This is a genomic window from Flavobacterium sp. xlx-214, from assembly GCF_013874595.1.
Lineage (GTDB): Bacteria > Bacteroidota > Bacteroidia > Flavobacteriales > Flavobacteriaceae > Flavobacterium.
Window position 1 is genome coordinate 946,187 of sequence record NZ_CP059431.1, and the last position, 23,741, is coordinate 969,927.

Here is a 23,741-nt window from a genome sequence, read left to right on the forward strand (position 1 = left end):
ATTACAACCATTTATGTTCAGTGGTTGTTGCATCAATAAAAGAAGTGTTGAAATAGTTTGCTATTTCTTTTGCACAAAACAAAGCATGTTTTAAATGTGTAATATCTATTTTAAACAGTGTAAAATAATGTTGGTTTTCATCAAATATATTTATTTCGTAAATAAAATAATAAGTGTAATTATAATTTACTCCCATAGGAGCTTCTTGGGTTTTCTTAGCTTTATAAACAGATAAATACTTAATATTTGGAAGTACAAGCCATTTGTTTTTTATTAATTTAAAACCAAATAAGGATTTAAAGAAGCGATATTTATTCTCTTTTTTATCAAACTCAATTCCTTTTTCAATTAATAGAAATGGAATGTTAACTAACATTGAAATTCCAATTACTAAACATAAATTATTATTGATGTATATACCCAAAGAGATTAAAAATATTGTAAGAAGACTAATAACGACAAGAAAGGTTTTAATTTCTAAAGAGTTTTTATCGTAAATAACGTTAAGCATTTCAAATAGTGTTTCTTCAAATATAATCTTTAAAATCAATAAAGTTTTAAATCTTTCAATAATTCAAAATAATTACCTTTGTACAAACAATACACAAATTTTATGAAAATTGCGATAGGAAATGACCACGCAGGTCCTGATTACAAAAAAGCCATAGTGCAAATGTTACAAGATAAAGGAATTGAAGTAGTAAACTACGGAACCGATACCTTTGATTCTGTTGATTATCCTGATTTTGGACATAAAGTAGCGCAAGATGTTGAAGATAATAAAGTTGATTTTGGTATTGTAATTTGTGGTTCGGGTAACGGAATTGCGATGAGTGCCAATAAACACCAAGGCGTGCGTTGTGCTTTATGTTGGACTAAAGAAATTGCTGTTTTAGCACGCCAACATAACAATGCGAATGTTATTTCAATTCCGGCACGTTTTACGGCTATTCCGCAAGTTTTAGAAATGATAGATGCTTTTTTAACCACCGAATTTGAAGGCGGTCGCCATGCAAATCGTGTAAATAAAATTGCTTGTAGTTAATTTGTAAGTATATTTTCTAAGTTATATAAACCACATATTTACAGGTTTTTAATTCATTAATAAGAATTATTTATTTGTGCATCTGTGGTTTTGTTATATAAAAAACTTCCTTTTATAAATAGCAAAAAACACCAAAATTTGTAAAAGTACAATGGCATAAAACCAAAATTTAAAACTCGTTTTTTTGGTTTTATGTCGGTATTTTTGCATGCCTATATACGCACCTAAAGTGCCACCAAAAGCAACAATAGTTAATAGGTTTTTTTCAGAAATTCTTCTTTTACCTTTAAGCGCACGTTCTTTATCTAAATGATACAAACTAAAGGCAATGTAATTTACAATTAACAAATAGATAAATACAAACTTCATAGTTATAAAATTGCTACAAAGGTAGTATTTTAGCGGTTTAATTTTACTAGAATGACCATTAATCAATATATTCAAGAAAAAGTTGCAGTAAGTGATGTTTCTATTAATAATACGCTGCAATTGTTGGCAGATGATTGTACCATACCTTTTATTGCGCGATACAGAAAAGATGTTACCAAAAACTTAGACGAAGTTCAAATTGAGCAAATAGCTAAGTTGGCTTCGCAATATGAAACCCTTGTAAAAAGAAAAGAGTTCATTATTTCATCAATTGAAGAACAAGGATTGTTAACCGATAATTTACAAGAAAAAATCAATCAATCGTTTGATTTAACAGAGATTGAAGACATTTACCTTCCTTTCAAGAAAAAACGAAAAACCAAAGCCGATGTTGCGCGTGAAAACGGTTTAGAATCGCTGGCAAAAATCATCATGTCTCAAAATGTAAACGATTTAGCTTTTACCACCGAGAAATACTTAAGCAGCAAAGTACTATCAGCTGCCGATGCTTTGCAAGGTGCTCGCGATATTATTGCCGAATGGATTAATGAAAACCTTTTTATACGCAAAGCGTTACGCCGTAAATTTCAACGCAATGCCACCATTTCAACCAAAGTTATAAAAACCAAGAAAGAGGAAGAAGCCGCGCAAAAATTTGAACATTATTTTGATTGGAATGAGGCTTTATACAAGGCGCCATCACATCGTTTGTTGGCTATGCTACGTGCTACCAATGAGGGTTTTGTAAAATTAGATGTAAGTATTGATAAGGAAGAAGCCCTTGCGTTTATTGAAGAAAACGTAATTAAAAATAAAAAGCACGAAACTGCTACAGAAATAATTAAAGCCATTGCCGATGCGTATAAGCGTTTGTTAGAACCTACTTTGGCTAACGAAGTATTGCAAGAATATAAGTTAAAAGCCGATTTACAATCTATTGGTGTTTTTTCAGAAAACTTAGTACAGTTGTTATTGGCTGCGCCTTTAGGCGAAAAGCGTGTAATGGGTATTGATCCTGGGTTTAAAACGGGTTGTAAAATTGTATGTATAGATGAAAATGGAAATTTACTTTACAACGAAACCATTTTTCCACACGCACCTCAAAAAGAGGTAGCTATGGCAACAAAAAAAGTACGTTCTATGGCAAACTCTTATAAAATTGATGCCATTGCAATTGGTAACGGAACGGCAAGTCGCGAAACCGAATTTTTTATTAAAAAAGTAGCTTTTGATAAGCCTGTTCAGGTTTTTGTGGTGAGCGAAGCTGGTGCGTCAGTTTATTCCGCTTCAAAAATTGCACGAGACGAGTTTCCTTCTTTTGATGTTACCGTTAGAGGTGCTGTTTCTATTGCCAGAAGATTGCAAGATCCGTTGGCAGAATTGGTAAAAATTGATCCAAAAGCAATTGGGGTAGGGCAATACCAACACGATGTAGATCAAAGTTTGTTAAAAGAAGCTTTAGATCAAGTAGTTGTTCGCAGTGTAAACAAAGTGGGTATTAATTTAAATACCGCAAGTAAGTCGTTGTTAAGTTATGTGTCGGGTATTGGGGAGAAAATGGCTGAAAATATTGTAAAATACCGTGCTGAGAATGGAGCCTTTGTCAACAGAAATCAATTAAAAAAAGTACCGCGTTTGGGCGATAAAGCATTTCAGCAAGCCGCTGCTTTTGTTAGAATTGTAGACGGCGATTTTACATTAGATAATTCTTCTGTTCATCCTGAAGCTTATAAATTAGTCGAAAAAATGGCAAAGGATTTAAAAGTAAACCTAAGCGATTTAATAGGCAACAATGAATTATTAAAGAAAATAGATACTACTAAATACATTTCAAACGATTTTGGTGCGCATTACATCCAAGATTTAGTAAACGAACTTGAAAAACCAGGTTTAGATCCGCGTAAAAAAGCAAAAGTATTAGAGTTTGATACTTCGTTAAAAAATATAAACGATGTTGAGGTAGGTAAAGTGTACAATGGTATTGTAAACAATATTACCAATTTTGGCTGTTTTGTAGATATTGGTATTAAAGAAAGTGGTTTGGTGCACGTGTCGCAATTAAAAGCAGGGTTTGTATCTGATGTTAATGAGGTGGTAAAGTTGCATCAACATGTTCAGGTAAAAGTTTTAGAGGTTGATACAACCAAAAAACGTTTACAATTATCATTAATCATTTAAGCCATGTGCTTATTGTGTTGATTTAGTGGAAAAAGGTGTAATATAGTAGAAATTATACCCAAAGCGTATGCGTAAAATTGTAACTGCTTTTTCATAAAAAGTAACTAAAAAATAAAAAGACCCCTGTGTAGTTGAGTAAAAAGTGTACTTTTTGTTAAAATTAGATAGGTGTTTGATGAAAATATAATTTTTGGTCTTTCATTTGTATTATAATTATTGAAAAAGAAAAGAAAAAACCTTATAAACAGAATTATTCAAAAAAAAGTAGTTAAGGAAAAATTGTTATGAAAATGAAAAAAAGTCTTTTTTTGAAATAAAAAAAGATTGTTATGAAAAAGGAAAGTAGTGTTTTTATTATGTTTTATAAGGGATGCCCGCTTGATTAAATCAAGCGGGTATTTTTTTGTACCTATTGTAACTAACTAAAATAAAAAAAAGATGCTTTTAAGCATCTTTTTATAATTATTCAGATTTTGTATCTGTTTCCTCTTTTTTATTAGGATTTGTAGTTGCTCCGCTGTTATCTTTTGAAGCATCTTTAAATTCTTTAATTCCAGAACCTAAACCTTTCATTAATTCAGGAATTTTTTTACCTCCAAATAATAATAGTATTACCACTACTATTAAAATAATTTCGGTTGCACCAAACTTACCCATTGTTATTTATTTTTTTTGAGAATTAGTATTTTCGTCTTGAGTAGCATCTTTAAATTCTTTAATTCCAGAGCCTAAGCCTTTCATTAATTCAGGTATTTTCTTACCGCCAAACAGTAATAATACAATGGCAAGAATTACAACAATTTGCCAAACACCAATTGCACCTAAAAAAACACTTAAATTATTCACTATATTAATTTTAAAGATATAATGAGCAAAGATAAAACAAATTAAAGCTAACTTATTTTTTTATTAGATAATTTTTAACATACCTAAACGTTAATAATTAAATAAGTAAAGATTTACACATCTTTATTGTATTTTTAAAGTGAGATATCCGATTTTTGTAAGAATTAAATTTAAGCATGTCTGTAAAATCATTTTTTGCCAAAATATTTGCCAATATTGTTGTAATGCAACAACAAAAATGGATTATTAAACCCGTTGAAACTCAGAACGCTTTGTTTTATTCTTTAATTCAACAAGCAAAGACAACTCAATTTGGGAAAGATCATTTTTTTTACGTTATAAAAAGTCACGATGATTTTACTAAATATGTACCTATCCGCGATTATGAAGCATTAAAACCGTATATTGATAAAGTAGTAGCAGGAGAAAAGGATGTTTTATGGAAAGGAATGCCTTTGTATTTTGCTAAAACATCGGGCACTACATCGGGGGCAAAATACATTCCTATTACAAAAGAATCAATGCCCTATCATGTTGAAGGAGCGCGTAATGCTATTTTATTTTACATACAAGAAACAGGTAAAGCCGATTTTGTAGATGGAAAAATGATTTTTTTACAAGGAAGTCCCGAAATGACTGAGAAAAACGGTATTCAAGTAGGTAGATTATCGGGTATTGTAGCGCATTATGTACCAAAATATTTACAAAAAAATCGTTTGCCTAGTTGGGAAACCAATTGTATTGATGATTGGGAAACCAAGGTAAATGCTATTGTTGATGAAACAAAAAAGGAAAACATGACGGTTATTTCTGGAATACCATCGTGGGTGCAAATGTATTTTGATAAGTTAATAGATGTTTCGGGAAAATCGGTTGGAAATCTTTTTAAAAATTTCAATTTGTTTATTTACGGAGGTGTCAATTATGAGCCTTATCGTAAAAAATTTGAACAAATGATTGGCAGAAAAGTAGATAGTATTGAATTATACCCAGCTTCGGAAGGTTTTTTTGCTTATCAAGATTCTCAAAAAGAAAAAGGAATGCTTTTGTTGTTAAACGCAGGTATTTTTTACGAATTTATTAAAGCAGATGAATTTTATACCGAAAATCCTAAACGATATACCATAGGAGAGGTTGAATTACAGGTTAATTACGTATTAATTATTAGTACCAACGCAGGTTTATGGGCTTATAATATTGGCGATACTGTAATGTTTACATCGTTAAAACCTTACCGAATTATGGTTACGGGGCGTATTAAACATTATATTTCGGCTTTTGGAGAACATGTTATTGGCAAAGAAGTAGAAGAAGCGTTGCAAACTGCTTTACAAAATACCGATGCTGTTGTAACCGAGTTTACTGTGGCACCCGAAATTAACCCCAATTCTGGTTTGCCTTATCACGAGTGGTTAATAGAGTTTGAAAAAGAACCTAATAATTTAGACGATTTTGCTTTACAAATAGATAATGCTTTAAGAAAACAAAATGTTTACTATGATGATTTAATTGTTGGAAATGTTTTGCGTACTTTAGTAATAACAAAAGTGCCAACAAATGGTTTTAATGAATACATGAAAACCGAAGGCAAATTAGGAGGGCAAAATAAATTACCTCGTTTAGCAAACGATCGTAAAATTGCACAATTTATACACTCAATATTATAGCCTATGAATAAGTGGATGTTTCTTTTATTATTAACAAGTTTAAACGTTTTAGGACAAATTAGCGGTAAAGTAGTAAATGCACAACATCAACCTATTTCGCTTGCTAATATTTGGGTTATGGATGGAAGTGATGGTGCAACAACCGATTCATTAGGTATGTTTACCATTTCATCTGCATTAGCAAAAGATACTTTGGTTATTAACGCATCTGGATATCATTTGTTAAAAGAAGAAGCCGAAAAAACCAGTACCGTTGTTTTACAAGCGTACGAAATTCCGCAACCTGCATTGTTGGTTTTACCAGAAAAATCATTTCATCATACCATTGGCAATGCTCATTTTGAAAATATGTATTTTACACCTGGGAATGTGCCTTATATGTACGGAAGGTTTTTTGAGAATAATGATGAAATAAAAACAGTGCAATACATTGATAAAGTAATAATATACACCAAAAGCGCGGTTGCTGCGGCTACTATTAAAGTTCGGTTTTTGCGCATGAATGAATACGGTTGCCCAAGTGATGATTTATTGCTAGAACCTATTATTGTGGATATAAAACGGGGCACCAAGAAAAATTTGGTTCAGGTTTTAAAACACAATATTAAAGTTCCTAAAAACGGAGTTTTTGTTGCTGTTGAATGGTTAATAACAGAAAACAATCAATTCAAGCCTAATAATTTTTTGAAAAACGATGAATTGTTTCAAGACTATCGATACCAACCCGATGTAATGAATAATAAAGTTGAAAAAACAAGTTCTTTTCGTTATATGTACGGAGAGTGGTTTCCAAATGATCAGTTTCAATCAAGAAATCCAAATGCACCAAAAGAAATTGTAGATCCAGCTATTGGATTAATCTTATCAAATTAAAAATGAACGATATTAAATATATTACACGCACACGTGCTCAAGAATCATCGGCAGCTGTAGAACGCATGTACATTACCATGCGTCATTTATTTAACCGCGGTTTTTACAAACCTATGGGTGTTTCGGGTGAAACGTTACGCGAAGCTTTACTACTTTTAAGACCTGAAATTTATGGATCGATAGCTGATGAAAAAGTAGAATTAAACGGACTTTTATATGTTATAGAACGTTTGCCTATTGGTATTGAAGAGTGCAGATACATCAATTTAACGTCGGATGAAGGCTATTCACAATCGCATTTTACAGCTATTGTTCCTCCAAAACGTCGAAGAAATTGTTATCGTATTGATAAAGAACAAATGAATATCGAAATTACCAGAGGGCGTTCTGATATTTACGATGTTTTAACGCATTTAACTTTCATTTTTGTAGAATCGCATAAAATTAAAGACCGCATTTTAATTGATGATGAAGACAATGTTTCTCGCGATTGGTTAAAGTTAGAACAAGCCGTTTTAAAAGAAAAACCATTGTTGTTAGAAGAACGTGAAAGAGCAATTTCGCACACATCCATTATTTTAGGAAGAACTTTTGCAGAAATCAATTCTATTTACGATCAATTTGCAACGGTAGAAATGCCCGATCGCTTTTTGCGTATTGTATATTGGCTGGGAAAAATTGCTTTAGAAGAAGTTTTGGAAAACAACAAAAGAACCATTACTTTTAGTCCAATTTTACGTGAGCGATTAGGACATCATATTTACGGAGAAATATGGGCCAACAAAATTAAAAATGAGTTGCAACGTTTGGATCTTTTGAACCGTCCGTTGCATATTATTAGTGCAAATATGCACAGCGTCATGAATTCTATTTTTGCAGAGGATGTTCTTAAAACAAAAATGAAAGGGAAAAGTTCAATAGAAATTTATGAAGAGTTAAGTAAATCGGCAAACAGTAATTTACGCGCTTTAGTATCAGAAAGAGCCACTAAAGAAGGCATGTTGTTTTTGCCAGATACATCAGGTACAAACATTGATGTACAGATTTTTGATACCGCAAAAATAAATTTTAAAAACACCGCGTTTCCTTTGGCTCAAATTCCAAATAATAGCAATGAAAAACCGGTTATTATTGTAATGGATTATGCTTTTGGAGAACAAGCTTATGAAACAATTGACGAGTTGTTAAAGCCATTTAAAAAAGATGTGCTTTTAAACGTTGAATCGGTTTCAATAATGGGTAAAGCAGGTATTTTAGATGGTGGCAAAGGCGATATTATGATTCCTACAGCACATATAAATGAAGGTACGGGTGATAATTATCCGTTTGATAATGAATTAACAGTCGATATGTTTGAAGGAAACGATATTAATGTTTTTGGCGGAACCATGATTACTGTTTTAGGAACATCGTTACAAAACAAAGATTTGTTGCGCTTTTTTTATAACTCAACTTGGCGCGTAATAGGTTTAGAAATGGAAGGTGCACATTATCAAAAAGCCATACAATCGGCATCAAAAATTAGAAAAAGTATCAATCCAAATGTAAAAGTACGTTATGCGTATTATGCTTCAGATAATCCGTTAGAAACAGGAAGTACTTTGGCATCGGGCGGTTTAGGTACATCAGGTGTAAAACCAACATATTTAATAACCCAAAAAATAGTAGAACAAATTTTTAATTGTTAACATGCAGGAAAAGCTATCAAATCAAGATTCAGAAAATGAAGTTGAATTAGGAAATTTTACAGGAAGAGTATCAAATTTTTTTGAATCTCTTTTAAATGGAGTTTTTAATTTTTTTCAACTACTTTATCGTAATAAATGGATAACCTTAGCACTTTTAATTGTTGGTGTTGGTTTAGGTGTTTTAATGGTTTTAACAAGTAAACCAAAATTTAAAAACGAAGTTATAGTAGCTACAAATTTTAAAAGTAATGAGTATTTGTATTCTAAAATAAAAAATTTTAGTGCTATGAAAGAAGCAGCATCTACACCTTTAGACAGCATTTTGTTGACAGGTGTTAGTAGTGTTGATGTGGAACCAGTATACAATGCTTTCGATTTTTTACTTTCAAATTATCAGCGAATGGAAGCTTTTAAAATTTTGTCTGAACGTGGTATTGATATTGAAAAATATTTAAAAAGTAAAATTGCCGAAAAAAGTTATCGTTATCATAAAATAACTTTTATAACTAAAATTAAACCAGATAGTACTGATTTAGTTATCAACAATGTTTTAGCTAAAATAAATAGTAATGAATATTTCAAAAAGCGCATGCAATTTGAAAAAACGAATTTAATAGCAAAACGTGAGCAGTTACAGAAATCTGTAGATCAATTAAATGGTATGTTTGAAAGTTTTGGTAAAGAATCTACTTCTGGTGCTACAGTTACAAGTAATGATTATTCTGATATGGATAAATTGTTTATGAGCAAAGAATATTTGTTAGATCAAATAAATATTATTGACGCTGAACTTTTAGAAAGTGATAAAGTAATTTTTGATGTATTTAGAACAGTTAATAAGAGTACAGGTTTTCCTATACCTCCGTTTGTTTATTTACCTTTATTATTTATTTTGTTTTTTGGAGTATATATTAATTTAAAAAGCAGATATAAACAATTCTTATCTAAATAAAGCTAAAAGCTTTGAATTTAAAAAAACAATTACATAACAAAGCATTACAGAATAGTTTTTATACTCTCTTTATGCGAATGATGGGGGTAGCAATATTATTTGGATTGTCATCATTGATGACAAGAAATATTGATGCCGTTTATGTTGGTTCTTATGAGTTTGCACGTGTAGTTTTATTAACTGTTGCTACATTTGGTCTGTTAGGTACAGAACAGTCTATTTTATACTTTGCTGGAAAATTTGAGGCGCAAGGAAAAACAGAACAATTAAAAAAAGTTTATTTAAAAATGGTAAGTATTGTTTGGGTATGTTCTCTAACAATTTTAGTTTTTTATTTTATTGTACCAAATTCATTTTTACAATCATTAGGAATAAAAGAAAATTTATTACTTGTATTAAAAAAATGTATATTGATTTTACCATTTTATACAATAACTATTTTAAATACTGAAACAATAAGAGCTTGTAATAAGATTTTGCTTTCAGAGTGCTTTCGAAATATATTTAAATATATGCCAATACTTATAGGAACCATTCTTATTATTTATAAATTGGTAAGGGTTGATACCTTGTTAAATTGGTATTTATATGGTTTTGTGGTATTGGCTATTTTATCAACAGCAGTAGTTTTTTTTAACTTTAGTACCAAGAAAATAAAAGAAAAGTCTGAGTTAACTTTGGGTGATATTACCAGGATATCTTACCCAATGGCAATAAGTAGTTTTTATACTTACTTGTTAATGACTATTGATGTTTTTTTGTTAGCTCAATTTCATAACTTACATTATACAGCCTATTATGCTATTAGTATGAAAATAATGTCTATTTTATCGATGGTTATAGTAGGTGTAAATGTGAATTTTGCTCCTAAGATTACAAAAAATTATGAAATGAAAGATATTGTATCGCTCAAAAAAAACATTAAAGATGCTGCAAAAACAATAGCTATTGTAAATTTTATTATTGGCTTAGTATTGCTTATTGGAGGTAGATTCTTTTTATCATTTTTTGGAGAAGATTATGTTAATGCCTTACCTGCATACAATATTTTAATTGGAACGCAAATGATTGTATCGTTGTTTGGTTTGGTACCAGTGTATATGAATATGACTGGAAAACAACAGTTATTCCATAAAATAATGGGATTTGCAGTAGTCATAAATATTTTGTTTAATGTAGTTTTAATACCTAAAATTAATATGTTAGGAGCTGCAATAAGCTATGCAATAACCGTTTTGTTTTGGAATATTTTGGTAGCTTATTTTAGTTATAAAAAAGATAAAGTACAGTTAGTCTTATGGAAATAAAAAAGCAAATTATTCCCATTTTGTTTTTTTTCATGATATTGTTGTTAGCAACTTATCAAGATTTTCCGTTGATGAATAATTTTGGAGAAATTGCACGTTCTCCTATAGTGTTTTTTACTCCTTTTATGTTGGTATATATATTATCGCATAAGAAAATAATAATTAGTAAATACTTGTCATATTGGGTTAGTTATATTATCTATTTAATCTTTTTAAGTTTTTTTTGTCTATATATCATAAAAGAGTTAAATGGTTCTTTACAAGTTTTTTATGAGAGTTTATTAATTAAAACTTTAAAAATGTTGGTTTATCCAATTGTAGGAATTATTTTTTATCAGTTCATTTATGCCGTTTTAAAACAATTGAAAAACCCTTTGTATGTTGTTTTTCATGCATTGTTATTGTTACAAATATTTACAATTTTTTGGTTGGTTGGGGAGATTTATTTTCTAAAAAAACCAGTTGAATTTATGTCTTTTATCCATGCAAAGCCTGAAAAATACTGGCGTGTGCGTTTATGGACCTTAGAAGAGAGTTGGACAGGGACGATTTTAATTTTATTAACTTTTTTTCCAATGTTTTTTTTATATAAATTAAACATATATAAATGGAAAAGAGTATTAACCATTTTAGCATCAGTAGTAATATTTATTAGTTATGTTGTTGTGAGTGAATCAAAAGGTTTTTTGGTTTTAGTTATGATCTGTGTACTTCCTTTGGCTTTTCAGTTTATTAAAAAGCATAAATATTTAAGAAGAATAAGTTTTGTCTTAGCGGTTCTTATTGCAGCTTTATTTGTAACAGCAATTATAAATTTACGAGATGTCATTTTTGATCAGTTTAATAATAGTATTACTTTTGGAACGCGCTTTACTAGTATATATGCTGCTTTAGATGTTTTTTTACATTCATTTATTGGAGTAGGCTACAGTGGCTTTGTGTATTTTTATCCACAATCTATAGAAACAGCAATGAACTCTGGTGTTTTCGATGGTTTTAATCTTCAAGAAATTAAAGCTTATTTATCAACCACTAAAGCTTTATCAACTAAATCAGAATTTTTTGACAACTTAATTTTTGGCGGACTTGTCTATTTGTATTTCTTTTATAAATTCTTTATACAACGATATAATGAGCTAACTAAAATTGTAAAACAGGAGATTTATTTTCTTAAGATTCCTTTTCTATTTATTATTTTAGCAGGTATTATTTACATTACTTACCATATAAAATATGAAGTCTGGTTATTTTTAGCTTTTTTAGACTTTGTAAGAGAATATTATTATAAAGATGATAATTCAAAAAGAATAAATCAATGAGAATAGCGGTAGTTATTGGCTTTCTTCCTTATCCAGCAAATTTTGGTGGTGCGCTTGATGTTTGGGAACGAGTGAAAGGATTAACTGCTTTAGGACATGAAGTAGATTTAATTGTAACAGATAAAATAAACCCTTCTAAAGAACAAATAGCTGAAATTAAACAATACACTGACGGTTTTTATTTTGTCCGAAGAGAAAATAATGTAAATCAGTTATTTAGCAATTTACCTTTGCAGTTTTTGAGTAGAAAAAACTTAGCACATATTGAAATAAATAAAGAATACGATCTTCTAATACTTGAAAGTGAATTTTGTTGGTCTATTACTCTAAATCATTCCATAAAATTTAATAAAATAGTCATTCGAGTTCATAACATCGAAAGTCATTATTTTAAGATGCTAGGAAAAAGTTCTACTTCATTAAAAGAAAAAATTTATTACAAACTAGAGAGTTATAAAATTAAAAAATTTACAACAACGGTTTACAATAAAGTAGATAGATTGTGGTTTATTTCTAAAGACGATTTAGAAAAGATGAACTACAAAGCTAAAAGTATCTTTATGCCTTATCCTATTAATGATAGCTATATTGAACCAAAGGTTAAAGAAGGATCTAATGTGGTTTTTATGGGTTCGTTGTTTATGCAAAATAATGTATATGGTTTAAAATGGTATTTAAAAAATGTGCATCCAGAATTAGTTAAAAAACTCCTAAGTTATCATTTTTATATTGTAGGATCATTAAAAGAAACAAATACAAGTTTAGTTGATGAATTAAAAGCGTATCCTCAGTGTACAACCATTATAAACACGTCTCATTTAGACGAGTATTATGAGAAAGCTCAGGTTTTTGTAAACCCAATGTTTCATGGAAGCGGTGTAAAAGTAAAATCGGTCAATGCATTGGTTAATGGTGTGCCTTTGGTAAGTACTTTTACGGGGGCTGAGGGTATTGGGTTAAATGTAAATATGTACTATCATGCTGAATCAATAACCGAATTTGTACATCAAATTTTGGATGTTTTTAATAACCGGGAAAAAGCTATTGAATGTACTTTAAAAGCACAAAAGTATTTACAAAACATTCATTATCTTGATGTCTTAAAAAATGAATTAAATGCGTTTAAATAAAGCATTTCATATTTCAACTGTATTATTAGGTTTATTTCCTATCCTAAAACTAAATCATTTTTCCATATTAATGATGATTTGGTTCGTTTTGGCTATTATTTTGGCTATAACAAATAAAACAATTAAATTAAATAAGCAATATGTAGGAACATTCTTGGTGTTATCATTTGCTGCTCTGATGTATTGGATTTATTTACCTTTTGTTACTGACTTTAAAGAATTGTCAAAGCAAATTGTAAAATCGCTACCATTTATTGTATTTCCCTTAGGATTTATCTGGAATAGAAAAAAAATTACTTTAAAAATTGTTCAAAATATATTTACCGTCTTTTCATTTGCTACTATTATTTTAAATGTAATAGGATGGTTTGAGGTTTTTAAAAATGGTTTTATGAAAACTTGGCAAGAAAATGATTTTTACAACCCAACTTTTCGAAGTTTCTTTTCAAACGCAACAAGTCTTCATATACCGTATTTGGGGTTGTTTTCTTCATTTACAGTAATCTATTTGTTGTATCTACAGCTACAACAAAAAAAGTTTAAAGCTTTGAATAGCTTGATGATATTGCTTTTATTGGCATCAATGTATATTTATTCTGCAAGAATGGCTTTGGGCTGTGTTATTATTAGTTGCATATTTTTGTTATGGAATAGTATTAATGATAAAAAAATAAAATTCGCTAGTGTTTTTTTAATCCCTATTTTAACTTTTGCCCTTTTTTGGTTTTCACCTTTAAAAGAACGATATGTAACTGTATTAGAAACAGATTTGATTTTACCTCACAAAGAACAAATGCCTCATGAAGTTAATTATAGATATGGAATTTGGTATTGTGCTACTGAAATAATACAAGATAATTTGTTTTTTGGTGTAAATCCAGATCAAGCGCAGTATAAATTAAATAGCTGTTATAATCAATTTGATTATGAATCTTATGAAGATTTTACTAAAGTTACTTACAATAGTCATAATCAATATTTAGATCAAATGATTAAATTTGGTGTAATAGGTTGTGTTATATTTATCATTTGTTTGGTGTATTATATACCTAAATCAAGTGTTTTGTATCAAGCATTTAGTATTATAATAGGGATAAGTTTTCTAACCGAAAATTATTTGGATAGACAAATGGGGGTAGTATTTATAGCCTTATTTAATACTTTATTTGTTGTTTATAAACTAAGTGAACGTGAAAAAAGCTTTAGTAGTTGATTGGTTAGATAAATACGGTGGCGCTGAAAAAGTGATTCAAGCATTAGAAAGCGCATTGCATTTTGATGAAGTTTATGCTTTAGTAAATATCATGAAGCAAACCGAATTAGATTTGTTGTTTCCAAGTAAGAAAAAAGTGACGACTACTAAACTACAAATGTTTGGTAAAAGATTCCGTTTCTTGTATCCTTTATTTTTTAAAGAGATAAAAACAATAGAAATCTCAAAAGATATTGATGTAATTGTATCTAGTTCACATTCCGTTGCAAAAGGGGTTTTAAAAAGTAAGCAAAATCAAATTCATATAAGCTATTTTCAAGCGCCAAATTCTAATTATATTTGGCAAGATGCACCTTTGTATTTTAAATCATTTTATCCTCTAATAAAGCCTTTATTATCATTTTTTAGAAAGTGGGATTTAAAACAAAGTAAGCAACCAGATTATATTATTTGTAATTCTTTGTATGTTAAGAATTGGGTAAAAAACACTTACAACAGAGAGGCTACTGTAATTTATCCTCCAGTAAATTTAGAACAATTTCCTCTATGTAACATTAAAGAAGATTTTTATGTAATTGCAGGTAGAATGGCTACTATCAAAAGGTTTGATTTGGTCATTCAAGCCTTTAATACAAATAATAAAAAATTGATTGTAATAGGCGATGGAGAACAATTGTCTCATTTAAAGAGTTTAGCAACTTCTAAAAAAATTACATTTCTAGGTTTTCAGAATGTCCAAATTTTATCAAGCTATCTACAAAAAGCAAAGGGATTTATACAAATGGGAGTTGAAGGTTTTGGAATAGCTGCAATTGAAGCCCAGTCATGTGGAACACCTATTTTGTGTTATGGAAAAGGAGGTGTAATTGAGACTGTTAAGGTTAATGAAACAGGAATGTTTTTTCATGAACAGACATCTAATAGTTTGAACGAGAGTTTAGATTTGTTTGAAACAAAACAATGGAATTATAAAATAATACATGACCATGCTCAATCTTTTTCTGCAGAATCATTCGATAATCAAATAAAAAAATATGTTTCTGTTATTACGAAAAGCGGAAATGGAAATTCATAGGTATAATTTGTTTTACAAAACATAAGAATACTGTATTTTTACCAAAAATGATTTCATAATGAAACGCGTATTAATTACAGGAGCAGCAGGTTTTTTAGGATCGCATTTGTGTGACCGATTTATTAAAGAAGGATTTCATGTTATTGGAATGGATAATTTAATAACAGGCGATTTAAAAAACATTGCACATTTGTTTGACAAAGAACATTTTGAATTTTATCATCACGATGTTACAAAGTTTGTACATGTTCCTGGAAATTTAGATTATATTCTGCATTTTGCTTCACCTGCAAGCCCTATTGATTATTTAAAAATTCCTATTCAAACCTTAAAAGTTGGTTCTTTGGGAACGCATAATTTATTAGGATTAGCAAAAGCCAAAAACGCTCGAATCTTAATTGCTTCCACTTCTGAAGTGTACGGAGATCCACTAGTTCACCCACAAACCGAAGATTATTACGGAAATGTAAACACAATTGGTCCGCGTGGAGTATATGATGAAGCAAAACGTTTTCAAGAATCGTTAACTATGGCGTATCATAATTTTCATGGTTTAGAAACGCGCATTGTCCGTGTTTTTAATACTTACGGACCAAGAATGCGTTTAAACGACGGTCGTGTTATTCCCGCTTTTATGGGACAGGCTTTGCGTGGAGAAGATTTGACTATTTTTGGGAATGGTAATCAAACTCGCTCTTTTTGTTATGTAGATGATCAAGTAGAAGGAATTTATCGTTTATTAATGAGTGATTATCATTTACCTGTAAATATTGGAAATCCTGATGAAATAACGATTAACGAATTTGCTCAAGAAATTATTCAACTTACAAATACACAAAAAAAAATTGTGTATCAACCATTGCCAGAAAATGATCCATTGCAAAGACAACCTGATATATCATTGGCAAAAAAACTTTTAAATTGGGAACCAAAAATTGATAGAAAAATTGGTTTACAGAAAACTTTTGAGTACTTTAAAACCCTTTCTGAAGAAGAATTGTTGAAAGAAGAACACAAAGATTTTTCTAAATATATTTATTAGTGAAACGTAAAATAGGAAGATATTCTAAATATTTGAGACCCATAACTATAACATTTGATTTGTTAGTTATAATGGGGTGTGCTTTCTTAATGTTACCTCAAAATTTTCAAAGTATTTATACTATTTTATATTTGTTGTTTTCTTGGATTATTATATCGGTTGTTACAAAATTTTATCAAGTTTATAGATTTACCAAGCTAATTCAAATTGCGCAAAAGGCAATTAAACAGTTTTTACTATACTCATTTAGTATTTTTGCCCTCAATGGATTAATAATAAAAGAAGATAAATTAACTACCATTTTTATTTATTTAGCTATTGTTTTTACAGTAATTGTAGTAGTTAAGTATACGGTTTTTTATCTTTTAAAAGTCTTTAGAAAGTATTATAAAGGTAACCTACGTCGTATTATTGTTGTTGGTAATGATACTTTAACAACACAATTTATTTCATTTGTAAATGAAAATCCAGACTATGGATATACTCTTAAAAAAACATTTTCATTAGATAAAGATGAATTGCCTGATATTGTTAACTTTTGTAAAAGAAATAATATTGAAGAAGTTTACCTTAGTTTAGAACGTACTACAACAAAACAAGTTACTACCTTTATAAATTATGTAGATAATAATTTTAAGCTTTTAAAGTTTTTACCTTCAAAAAAAGACTTGCTATCAGCAAATTTAAAAGTAGATTATTATGGTGTAATTCCTGTAATGTCATCTAGAACAACGCCATTAGACGATCCATTAAATCAATTCTTAAAACGCATTTTTGATATTTTCTTTTCTACTTTTGTTATCGTGCTCATTATGTCTTGGTTGATGCCATTGGTGGCTATTTTAATAAAAATTGAATCTAAAGGCCCCATTTTTTTTAAACAGAAACGTCACGGTTTAGATTACAATGAATTCGATTGTTATAAGTTTCGATCAATGTATGTAAACGATAATGCCGATGTTGAAGAGGCTACTAAGAATGATCCACGTATAACAAAAATAGGAGCTTTTATTCGTAGAACAAGTATTGATGAAATGCCTCAGTTTTTTAATGTTTTTATTGGCAACATGTCTGTTGTTGGTCCTCGTCCACACATGATTAATTTTACAGAAAAGTATGCCACTAAAGTCAATAAATTTAATGTTCGTCATTTTATAAAACCGGGCATTACAGGTATGGCGCAAACGCATGGTTATCGTGGTGAAATTGAAAAAGACAGTGATATCATTAATCGCATAAAGTACGATATCTATTATATGGAAAGCTGGTCGTTGCTTTTAGATTTAAAAATTATCTATTTAACTATTAAAAACGCAATCAACGGAGAGAAAAAAGCATATTAATGGTTTTTGTCTTATTTTTGCATAAATTACAACACAACAAAAGATGAATATTTTACTATTAGGATCGGGCGGTAGAGAACATGCCTTGGCTTGGAAAATGGTACAAAGTGAAAAATGTACGCAATTATTTGTAGCACCTGGAAACGCAGGCATTGGTAAAATTGCTACTAATGTGGCTTTAAGTCCAACCAATTTTCCAGCTATTAAGCAATTTGTTTTAGCAAATGATGTTAAAATGGTTGTGGTAGGTCCAGAAGATCCTTTGGTTAAAGGTGTTTATGATTTCTTTAAAAACGATGCTGATTTACAAAGCATTCCAGTTATTGGTCCATCACAACATGGCGCTCAATTAGAAGGAAGTAAAGAGTTTGCAAAGCAATTTTTAGTAAAAAATAATATCCCAACAGCTCGTTATGAAGCTTTTACAAAAGATACAGTAGAAGCAGGTTGTGAATTTTTAACCACTTTAACAGCACCTTATGTTTTAAAGGCTGATGGTTTGGCGGCTGGTAAAGGTGTTTTAATTTTAACCGATTTAGCAGAAGCACAACAAGAGTTACGCAATATGTTGGTAGATGCTAAATTTGGAGATGCATCTTCAAAAGTAGTAATTGAGGAGTTTTTAGATGGTATTGAGTTATCTTGTTTTGTTTTAACAGATGGTAAATCGTACAAAATTCTTCCTACTGCAAAAGATTACAAACGTATTGGCGAAGGTGATACTGGCCTAAATACAGGTGGTATGGGAGCTGTTTCTCCTGTTCCTTTTGCAAATGATGACTTTATGAAAAAAGTGGAAGATCGTGTGGTGATTCCTACCATCAACGGTTTAAAAAACGATAATATAGAGTACAAAGGCTTTGTTTTTATAGGATTGATTAAAGTTGGAGACGATCCGTTTGTGATTGAATATAATGTTCGTATGGGCGATCCTGAAACCGAAGTAGTAATTCCTCGTTTAAAATCAGATCTTGTAACGTTGTTTGAAGCGGTAGCTAACGAATCTTTAGAAAGCGAAAGTTTTGAAATTGATGAACGCGCTGCAACAACGGTTATGATTGTTTCGGGTGGATATCCAGAAGATTACGAAAAAGGAAAAGTAATTACAGGTTTAGATAAAGTTGAAAATTCTATTGTTTTTCATGCTGGAACTGCTGAAATAGATGGAAATATTGTAACAAATGGAGGTCGTGTAATTGCAGTAACATCTTATGGACCAACATATAAAGAAGCTTTAAAACAATCGTATGAAAACGTTGCTAAGATTGATTTTGATGGAAAATATTTTAGATCAGATTTAGGTTTTGATTTATAAAGAAAAAGCAGGATTTTAATCCTGTTTTTTTATACCCGTTTTTTTAATAGATGGGTTATGAAAAAGTGTTTTTATGTTTTGATTCCTTTAGTGTATTTGTAAATCTTATGAAGTAAACAGTATTGGTCCAAAAGAAGATAAAATTCATTCTTTTGTTCAAGAAAAAGCGCATTCTTCAGGAAAATATTTAGAAGCTTGGCGTAATGTTAATGCAGAAAATGAAAGATAAATGAAATATTAGCTTTGTAGATGTTCGTTTAAAAGCTACTGTAGAAAAAGATGGGACTTTTACAAATTTTGAGGTTTTTTTCAAATGAGTGGAAGCCAACTGATGAAATAATTAAAGATTTATCAAATATATTGAGTGCTTTAGGTAAAAGCTAAACATAATAATGTAGATGTGAGGTCTAATTATACAATTAAATTGTTTTTTCAAAAATAAAAGTCATTCTAAACAGAATGACTTTTTAAATATTATTTCAATGCTTGCTCAATATCGGCAATTAAATCTTCTATATCTTCCACGCCAACGCTTAAACGCACCATATCGTCGGTAACGCCAATTTCAGCACGCTTTTCTGCAGGAATTGATGCATGGGTCATTAATGCTGGGTGATTTGCTAATGATTCTACTCCGCCTAAAGATTCTGCTAAAGTGAATACTTTTAAATTTTCTAAGAATTTAATAGCATCTGCTTTTGCAGCTGATTTAAACGTAAACGAAACCATTCCGCCAAAGCCTTTGGTCATTTGTTTTTTAGCTAAATCATGTTGTGGATGCGATGACAAACCAGGATACAACACTTTATCAATTAACGGATGTTGCTCTAAATATTCCGCTACTTTTTGTCCATTAAAACAATGACGCTCAACACGCAAATGCAAAGTTTTAATACCGCGTAAAACCAAAAAACTTTCTTGAGGTCCTAAGGTAGCACCCGTTGCAAACTGCGTAAAATGCAATTGTTTACCTAATTCTTCATCCTTAATAATTAAAGCACCCGCAATTACATCCGAATGTCCGCCTAGGTATTTTGTAGCCGAATGCATTACAACATCAGCACCTAAATCTAAAGGTTTTTGTAAATAAGGCGTTGCAAAAGTATTATCAACAGCAAATAAAATATTGTTTTGCTTTGTAATTTTAGCAATTGCTTCAATATCGGCTAATTTCATCAACGGATTAGTCGGAGTTTCAATCCAAACTAATTTTGTATTTGAGTTGATTTTTGATTGAAACAATTCCAGATCATTAATGTCGATAAAATGAAACTTAATACCTAAATCTTGATAAAAACGAGTAAATAATCGATAAGTTCCTCCGTATAAATCATCCATTGCAATTACTTCATCATTTGGTTTTAACAAACGCATTACACAATCAATGGCAGCCAAGCCAGATGAAAAAGCCAAACCACGCGCTCCGTTTTCAATACTTTCTAAAGCATGTTCTAAAGCAGTTCTTGTAGGATTATCGGCACGGCTATATTCATATCCTGTATGAACACCAGGGCTAGTTTGTGCAAAAGTTGAGGTATGATAAATAGGTGGCATTACCGCTCCGGTACTTGGATCGTGATGTTGCCCGCCGTGTATTACTTTGGTATTGAATTTCATATTTTTAACTCTTTAAAAAATCTGTCCAAAGATACCATTTAAAACCGACTAAAATTTATAGATTTGCTAAAAAAAGCACAGCTGCTTCTATGAAAAAAATGGTATTCTTTTTTTGTTTTGCTTTCTTCTTTTTAAGTTGTAAAAAGGAAGCAACGTTAAGTTTTGTTACACAAAATTACGATTACAAATCAACGGAAAATTGCGTTAACAAAAACTGTACTTATGTACATTTAGAAGTGCCTGTTGCTAAAGGAAACGAAGTCATTGCAAAGCCTATTAATGATGCAGTATTTAATTTTGTGAATGGTATTTTGCATTTTAAAAACAATAAAAAAACGACTTCTTATGACACTTTAGCTTTGAATTTCATTGCTAATTATGATGAAATTAGCAGAAATTATCCTGATGAAGCTATTGCGTGGGAAGCTAATTTTAAAGCAACACATGAAGCGCTTTCTGAAAACACCTATCAAATGATGTGGGAATATTACATTTTTACAGGTGGTGCGCACGGAATGTTGGCAACAAAAGTGCTGTTTTTTGATACTACAATAGGTAAAAAAATTCCTGCTAAAGATTTATTTCTAGATTATCAAGGATTTAAAACGTACGCCGAAAGTGAATTTAGAAAACAACTTACAATAAATGGATCTTTGAATGATGCTGGTTTTATGTTTAAAAACAATCAATTTCAATTATCCGAAAATTTTTATCAAACCACCAATGAATGGATTTTATATTACAATCCGTATGAAATAGCGCCTTATGTACAAGGAGCATCAATCATAAAATTACCAAAAGAAAAGGTAGAACCATTTTTAAACCCAATTCATTTTAAAAACTAGTTATTTTGAGCGTTTATAAAAATTTATTTAAAACCACCTTAATCTATGGTATTGCTACGGTTATTCCTAAAATGATTGGTTTTTTTATGACACCTTACCATACTGATTGGTTGCCAATAGGTGCTTATAAAGATTATACATTGATTTTTTCGTGGATGATGTTTTTCAATGTAGTTTTATCTTTTGGAATGGAAACAGCTTTTTTCCGTTTTTACAATAAACAAGAAAACAAAAAAGAAGTAATTAATAACACTTTGTGGTTTTTAATGGCTGTTTGCGTTGTTTTTCTAGGTCTTATTTATGTATTTAAACACGCAGTTGACACTTACTTTGGTATACCACCTATTGTAGTAAGTTTTCTTATTTGGATTTTAGTTTTAGACACTTTAACGGTTATTCCGTTTGCTATTTTGCGCGCGCAACAACGTCCTATAAAGTACAGTATTATTAAAATTGCCAACGTTGTTATAAATGCAGGTTTAACGGTTTTGTTTTTGTATGTAATACCTACTTACTTACAAAAAAATCCTTCAAGTAGCTTAAGCAGTTATTTCAATCCAGATTTTCAGGTGGGTTATCTTTTCATCTCAAACCTTATTGCAAGCATTGTTACTTTGCTATTTCTTTCTAAATATTATGTGCAGCTAAAAGCTACATTCAATAAAGTACTTTGGAAAGAAATGATCATTTACAGTTTTCCTGTAATGATTGGTGGTTTGGCATTTGTGGTTAATGAAACATTCGACAAAGTTTTTTTAGATATTTTATTGCCCCAAGATTTTAAAGAATTAGGTTTGGCAAGTTACGGCGCTATCTACAAAATTGGGGTTTTTATGGTGCTGTTTCGTATGGCTTATTCGTTAGGTATTGAACCTTTCTTTTTTAGTTATGCCAAAAACGACGACGCTCCTATAAAATATGCAACCATTACTAAATACTTCATTATTTTTGGTAGTTTTGCCATGCTTAGCATTGTTGTTTTTGCCGATTTCATAAAAACCTTTTACGTACCTAAACAAGAATATTGGTTTGCGATGGAAATTGTTCCGTACATTATTTTAGCAAACTTAATGTTGGGCATTTACACCAACTTATCGGTTTGGTACAAATTGCAAGACAAAACAAAAATTGGCGCGTACATTTCAGTTTTCGGAGCAATTGTAACACTTATATTGAACTACATTTTAATTCCGAAAATTGGTTTAATTGGTTCAGCAATTACCACTTTAATCGCTTACGGCGTTATGATGTTGATATCTTTTGTTTTAGGGCAAAAATCATATCCTATACCTTATGACAAAAAAGCTATTTCAATGTATTTAGGAACAGCTATTTTGTTTTCTTTTGGATACTTTTACAATTTTAGAGAGAATTATTTCGTTGGAATAGCATTGATTCTTATATTCGTAGGATTGATTTATTACAACGAAAAAGTAATGATTCAACGCATCATCAAATCAGTCATTAAAAAATGAAAATTAACATCATAAACAAATCGCAACACGTATTACCTAGTTACGAAACCCTTGCTTCAGCAGGAATGGATTTAAGAGCAAATCTTAACCAACCTATTGTAATTGAACCAATGGAACGTGCTTTAATTCCAACCGGCTTATTTATGGAATTGCCTATTGGTTATGAAGCTCAAGTACGTCCACGCAGTGGTTTGGCATTAAAAAAAGGAATAACTTGTTTAAATTCTCCTGGAACTATTGATGCCGATTATCGCGGTGAAGTTGGTGTTATTTTAGCCAATTTGTCTAAAGAAACGTTTGTGGTTGAAAATGGCGAGCGTATTGCACAAATGGTCATTGCAAAGCACGAACGTGCTGAATGGATGGAAGTAGAAATATTAAGTGAAACAGAACGCGGTGCTGGCGGATTTGGTAGCACGGGCGTAAAATAATTAAAAAAAGC

22 protein-coding genes are annotated in these 23,741 nt (G+C 30.4%); 17 read left to right on the forward strand and 5 right to left on the reverse strand.

What is annotated here, in order from left to right; genetic code table 11:
- Position 1 precedes the first annotated feature (1 nt).
- Positions 2–550: a hypothetical protein gene (locus H1R17_RS04420; protein WP_163431536.1), complete on the reverse strand. Its 549-nt coding sequence runs from the start codon at positions 548–550 to the stop codon at positions 2–4.
- Between the two features lie 63 nt (positions 551–613).
- Between H1R17_RS04420 and rpiB the strand changes: the two genes are divergently transcribed.
- Positions 614–1,045, forward strand: coding sequence for a ribose 5-phosphate isomerase B (gene rpiB, locus H1R17_RS04425; protein ID WP_163431537.1), 432 nt, complete (start codon positions 614–616; stop codon positions 1,043–1,045).
- Positions 1,046–1,138: 93 nt separating this feature from the next.
- Here rpiB and H1R17_RS04430 read toward each other — a convergent pair whose 3' ends face one another.
- Positions 1,139–1,414 (reverse strand): DUF1294 domain-containing protein, encoded by a 276-nt coding sequence (locus H1R17_RS04430; RefSeq protein WP_163431538.1) that lies wholly within the window; start codon positions 1,412–1,414, stop codon positions 1,139–1,141.
- Positions 1,415–1,465: 51 nt separating this feature from the next.
- On the opposite strand from H1R17_RS04430, the gene H1R17_RS04435 reads away from it, so the two are divergent.
- The gene (locus tag H1R17_RS04435) at positions 1,466–3,592 is read left to right on the forward strand and encodes a Tex family protein (RefSeq protein WP_163431539.1); all 2,127 of its coding nucleotides are present in this window, start codon (positions 1,466–1,468) and stop codon (positions 3,590–3,592) included.
- A gap of 462 nt (positions 3,593–4,054) precedes the next feature.
- On the opposite strand, the gene tatA is transcribed toward H1R17_RS04435, so the two are convergent.
- Complete coding sequence (tatA, locus tag H1R17_RS04440) at positions 4,055–4,249, reverse strand: twin-arginine translocase TatA/TatE family subunit (RefSeq protein WP_163431540.1); 195 nt, start codon at positions 4,247–4,249, stop codon at positions 4,055–4,057.
- Positions 4,250–4,255: 6 nt separating this feature from the next.
- Complete coding sequence (locus H1R17_RS04445; RefSeq protein WP_163431541.1) at positions 4,256–4,438, reverse strand: twin-arginine translocase TatA/TatE family subunit; 183 nt, start codon at positions 4,436–4,438, stop codon at positions 4,256–4,258.
- Positions 4,439–4,614: 176 nt separating this feature from the next.
- Here H1R17_RS04445 and H1R17_RS04450 point away from each other — a divergent pair, with 176 nt between their 5' ends.
- The 12 genes from H1R17_RS04450 (at position 4,615) to purD (ending at position 19,362) form a co-directional block, all read left to right on the forward strand.
- Positions 4,615–6,105 (forward strand): GH3 auxin-responsive promoter family protein, encoded by a 1,491-nt coding sequence (locus tag H1R17_RS04450; RefSeq protein ID WP_163431542.1) that lies wholly within the window; start codon positions 4,615–4,617, stop codon positions 6,103–6,105.
- 3 nt (positions 6,106–6,108) lie between these two features.
- On the forward strand, positions 6,109–6,978 hold the full coding sequence (locus H1R17_RS04455; RefSeq protein ID WP_163431543.1) for a carboxypeptidase-like regulatory domain-containing protein: 870 nt from the start codon (positions 6,109–6,111) through the stop codon (positions 6,976–6,978).
- A 2-nt stretch (positions 6,979–6,980) separates the two neighbouring features.
- Positions 6,981–8,666, forward strand: coding sequence for a hypothetical protein (locus tag H1R17_RS04460; protein WP_163431544.1), 1,686 nt, complete (start codon positions 6,981–6,983; stop codon positions 8,664–8,666).
- Position 8,667: 1 nt separating this feature from the next.
- A complete protein-coding gene (locus H1R17_RS04465) occupies positions 8,668–9,618 on the forward strand; it encodes a hypothetical protein (RefSeq protein WP_163431545.1) in 951 nt (316 codons plus the stop codon).
- An 11-nt stretch (positions 9,619–9,629) separates the two neighbouring features.
- Positions 9,630–10,925 (forward strand): lipopolysaccharide biosynthesis protein, encoded by a 1,296-nt coding sequence (locus tag H1R17_RS04470; RefSeq protein ID WP_163431546.1) that lies wholly within the window; start codon positions 9,630–9,632, stop codon positions 10,923–10,925.
- Positions 10,926–10,996: 71 nt separating this feature from the next.
- The gene (locus tag H1R17_RS04475) at positions 10,997–12,244 is read left to right on the forward strand and encodes an O-antigen ligase family protein (RefSeq protein WP_163431547.1); all 1,248 of its coding nucleotides are present in this window, start codon (positions 10,997–10,999) and stop codon (positions 12,242–12,244) included.
- Positions 12,241–13,374, forward strand: coding sequence for a glycosyltransferase (locus H1R17_RS04480; RefSeq protein WP_163431548.1), 1,134 nt, complete (start codon positions 12,241–12,243; stop codon positions 13,372–13,374). Before H1R17_RS04475 ends, H1R17_RS04480 begins: the two co-directional genes overlap by 4 nt.
- On the forward strand, positions 13,361–14,587 hold the full coding sequence (locus tag H1R17_RS04485) for an O-antigen ligase (protein WP_163431549.1): 1,227 nt from the start codon (positions 13,361–13,363) through the stop codon (positions 14,585–14,587). Before H1R17_RS04480 ends, H1R17_RS04485 begins: the two co-directional genes overlap by 14 nt.
- Positions 14,565–15,662, forward strand: coding sequence for a glycosyltransferase (locus H1R17_RS04490; protein WP_163431550.1), 1,098 nt, complete (start codon positions 14,565–14,567; stop codon positions 15,660–15,662). Before H1R17_RS04485 ends, H1R17_RS04490 begins: the two co-directional genes overlap by 23 nt.
- A gap of 58 nt (positions 15,663–15,720) precedes the next feature.
- Positions 15,721–16,704 (forward strand): UDP-glucuronic acid decarboxylase family protein, encoded by a 984-nt coding sequence (locus H1R17_RS04495; protein WP_163431551.1) that lies wholly within the window; start codon positions 15,721–15,723, stop codon positions 16,702–16,704.
- On the forward strand, positions 16,704–18,047 hold the full coding sequence (locus H1R17_RS04500; RefSeq protein ID WP_240453335.1) for an exopolysaccharide biosynthesis polyprenyl glycosylphosphotransferase: 1,344 nt from the start codon (positions 16,704–16,706) through the stop codon (positions 18,045–18,047). The genes H1R17_RS04495 and H1R17_RS04500 overlap by 1 nt, the downstream gene beginning before the upstream one ends.
- A 43-nt stretch (positions 18,048–18,090) precedes the next feature.
- Positions 18,091–19,362: a phosphoribosylamine--glycine ligase gene (gene purD / locus H1R17_RS04505; RefSeq protein WP_163431552.1), complete on the forward strand. Its 1,272-nt coding sequence runs from the start codon at positions 18,091–18,093 to the stop codon at positions 19,360–19,362.
- Between the two features lie 474 nt (positions 19,363–19,836).
- Here the strand turns inward: purD and H1R17_RS04510 are convergent, their stop codons facing one another.
- Entirely contained in the window at positions 19,837–20,979 is a 1,143-nt protein-coding gene (locus H1R17_RS04510; RefSeq protein WP_163431553.1) for a cystathionine gamma-synthase, read from the reverse strand.
- An 89-nt stretch (positions 20,980–21,068) separates the two neighbouring features.
- Between H1R17_RS04510 and H1R17_RS04515 the strand changes: the two genes are divergently transcribed.
- From H1R17_RS04515 to dut, 3 genes are read left to right on the forward strand one after another with little or no spacing between them, the layout of a single operon-like run.
- On the forward strand, positions 21,069–21,824 hold the full coding sequence (locus H1R17_RS04515) for an RsiV family protein (protein WP_163431554.1): 756 nt from the start codon (positions 21,069–21,071) through the stop codon (positions 21,822–21,824).
- Positions 21,825–21,829: 5 nt separating this feature from the next.
- Positions 21,830–23,299, forward strand: a complete 1,470-nt coding sequence (locus H1R17_RS04520; RefSeq protein ID WP_163431555.1) for an oligosaccharide flippase family protein — start codon at positions 21,830–21,832, stop codon at positions 23,297–23,299.
- A complete protein-coding gene (gene dut / locus H1R17_RS04525) occupies positions 23,296–23,730 on the forward strand; it encodes a dUTP diphosphatase (protein WP_163431556.1) in 435 nt (144 codons plus the stop codon). The genes H1R17_RS04520 and dut overlap by 4 nt, the downstream gene beginning before the upstream one ends.
- The last annotated feature ends 11 nt before the right edge of the window (positions 23,731–23,741 follow it).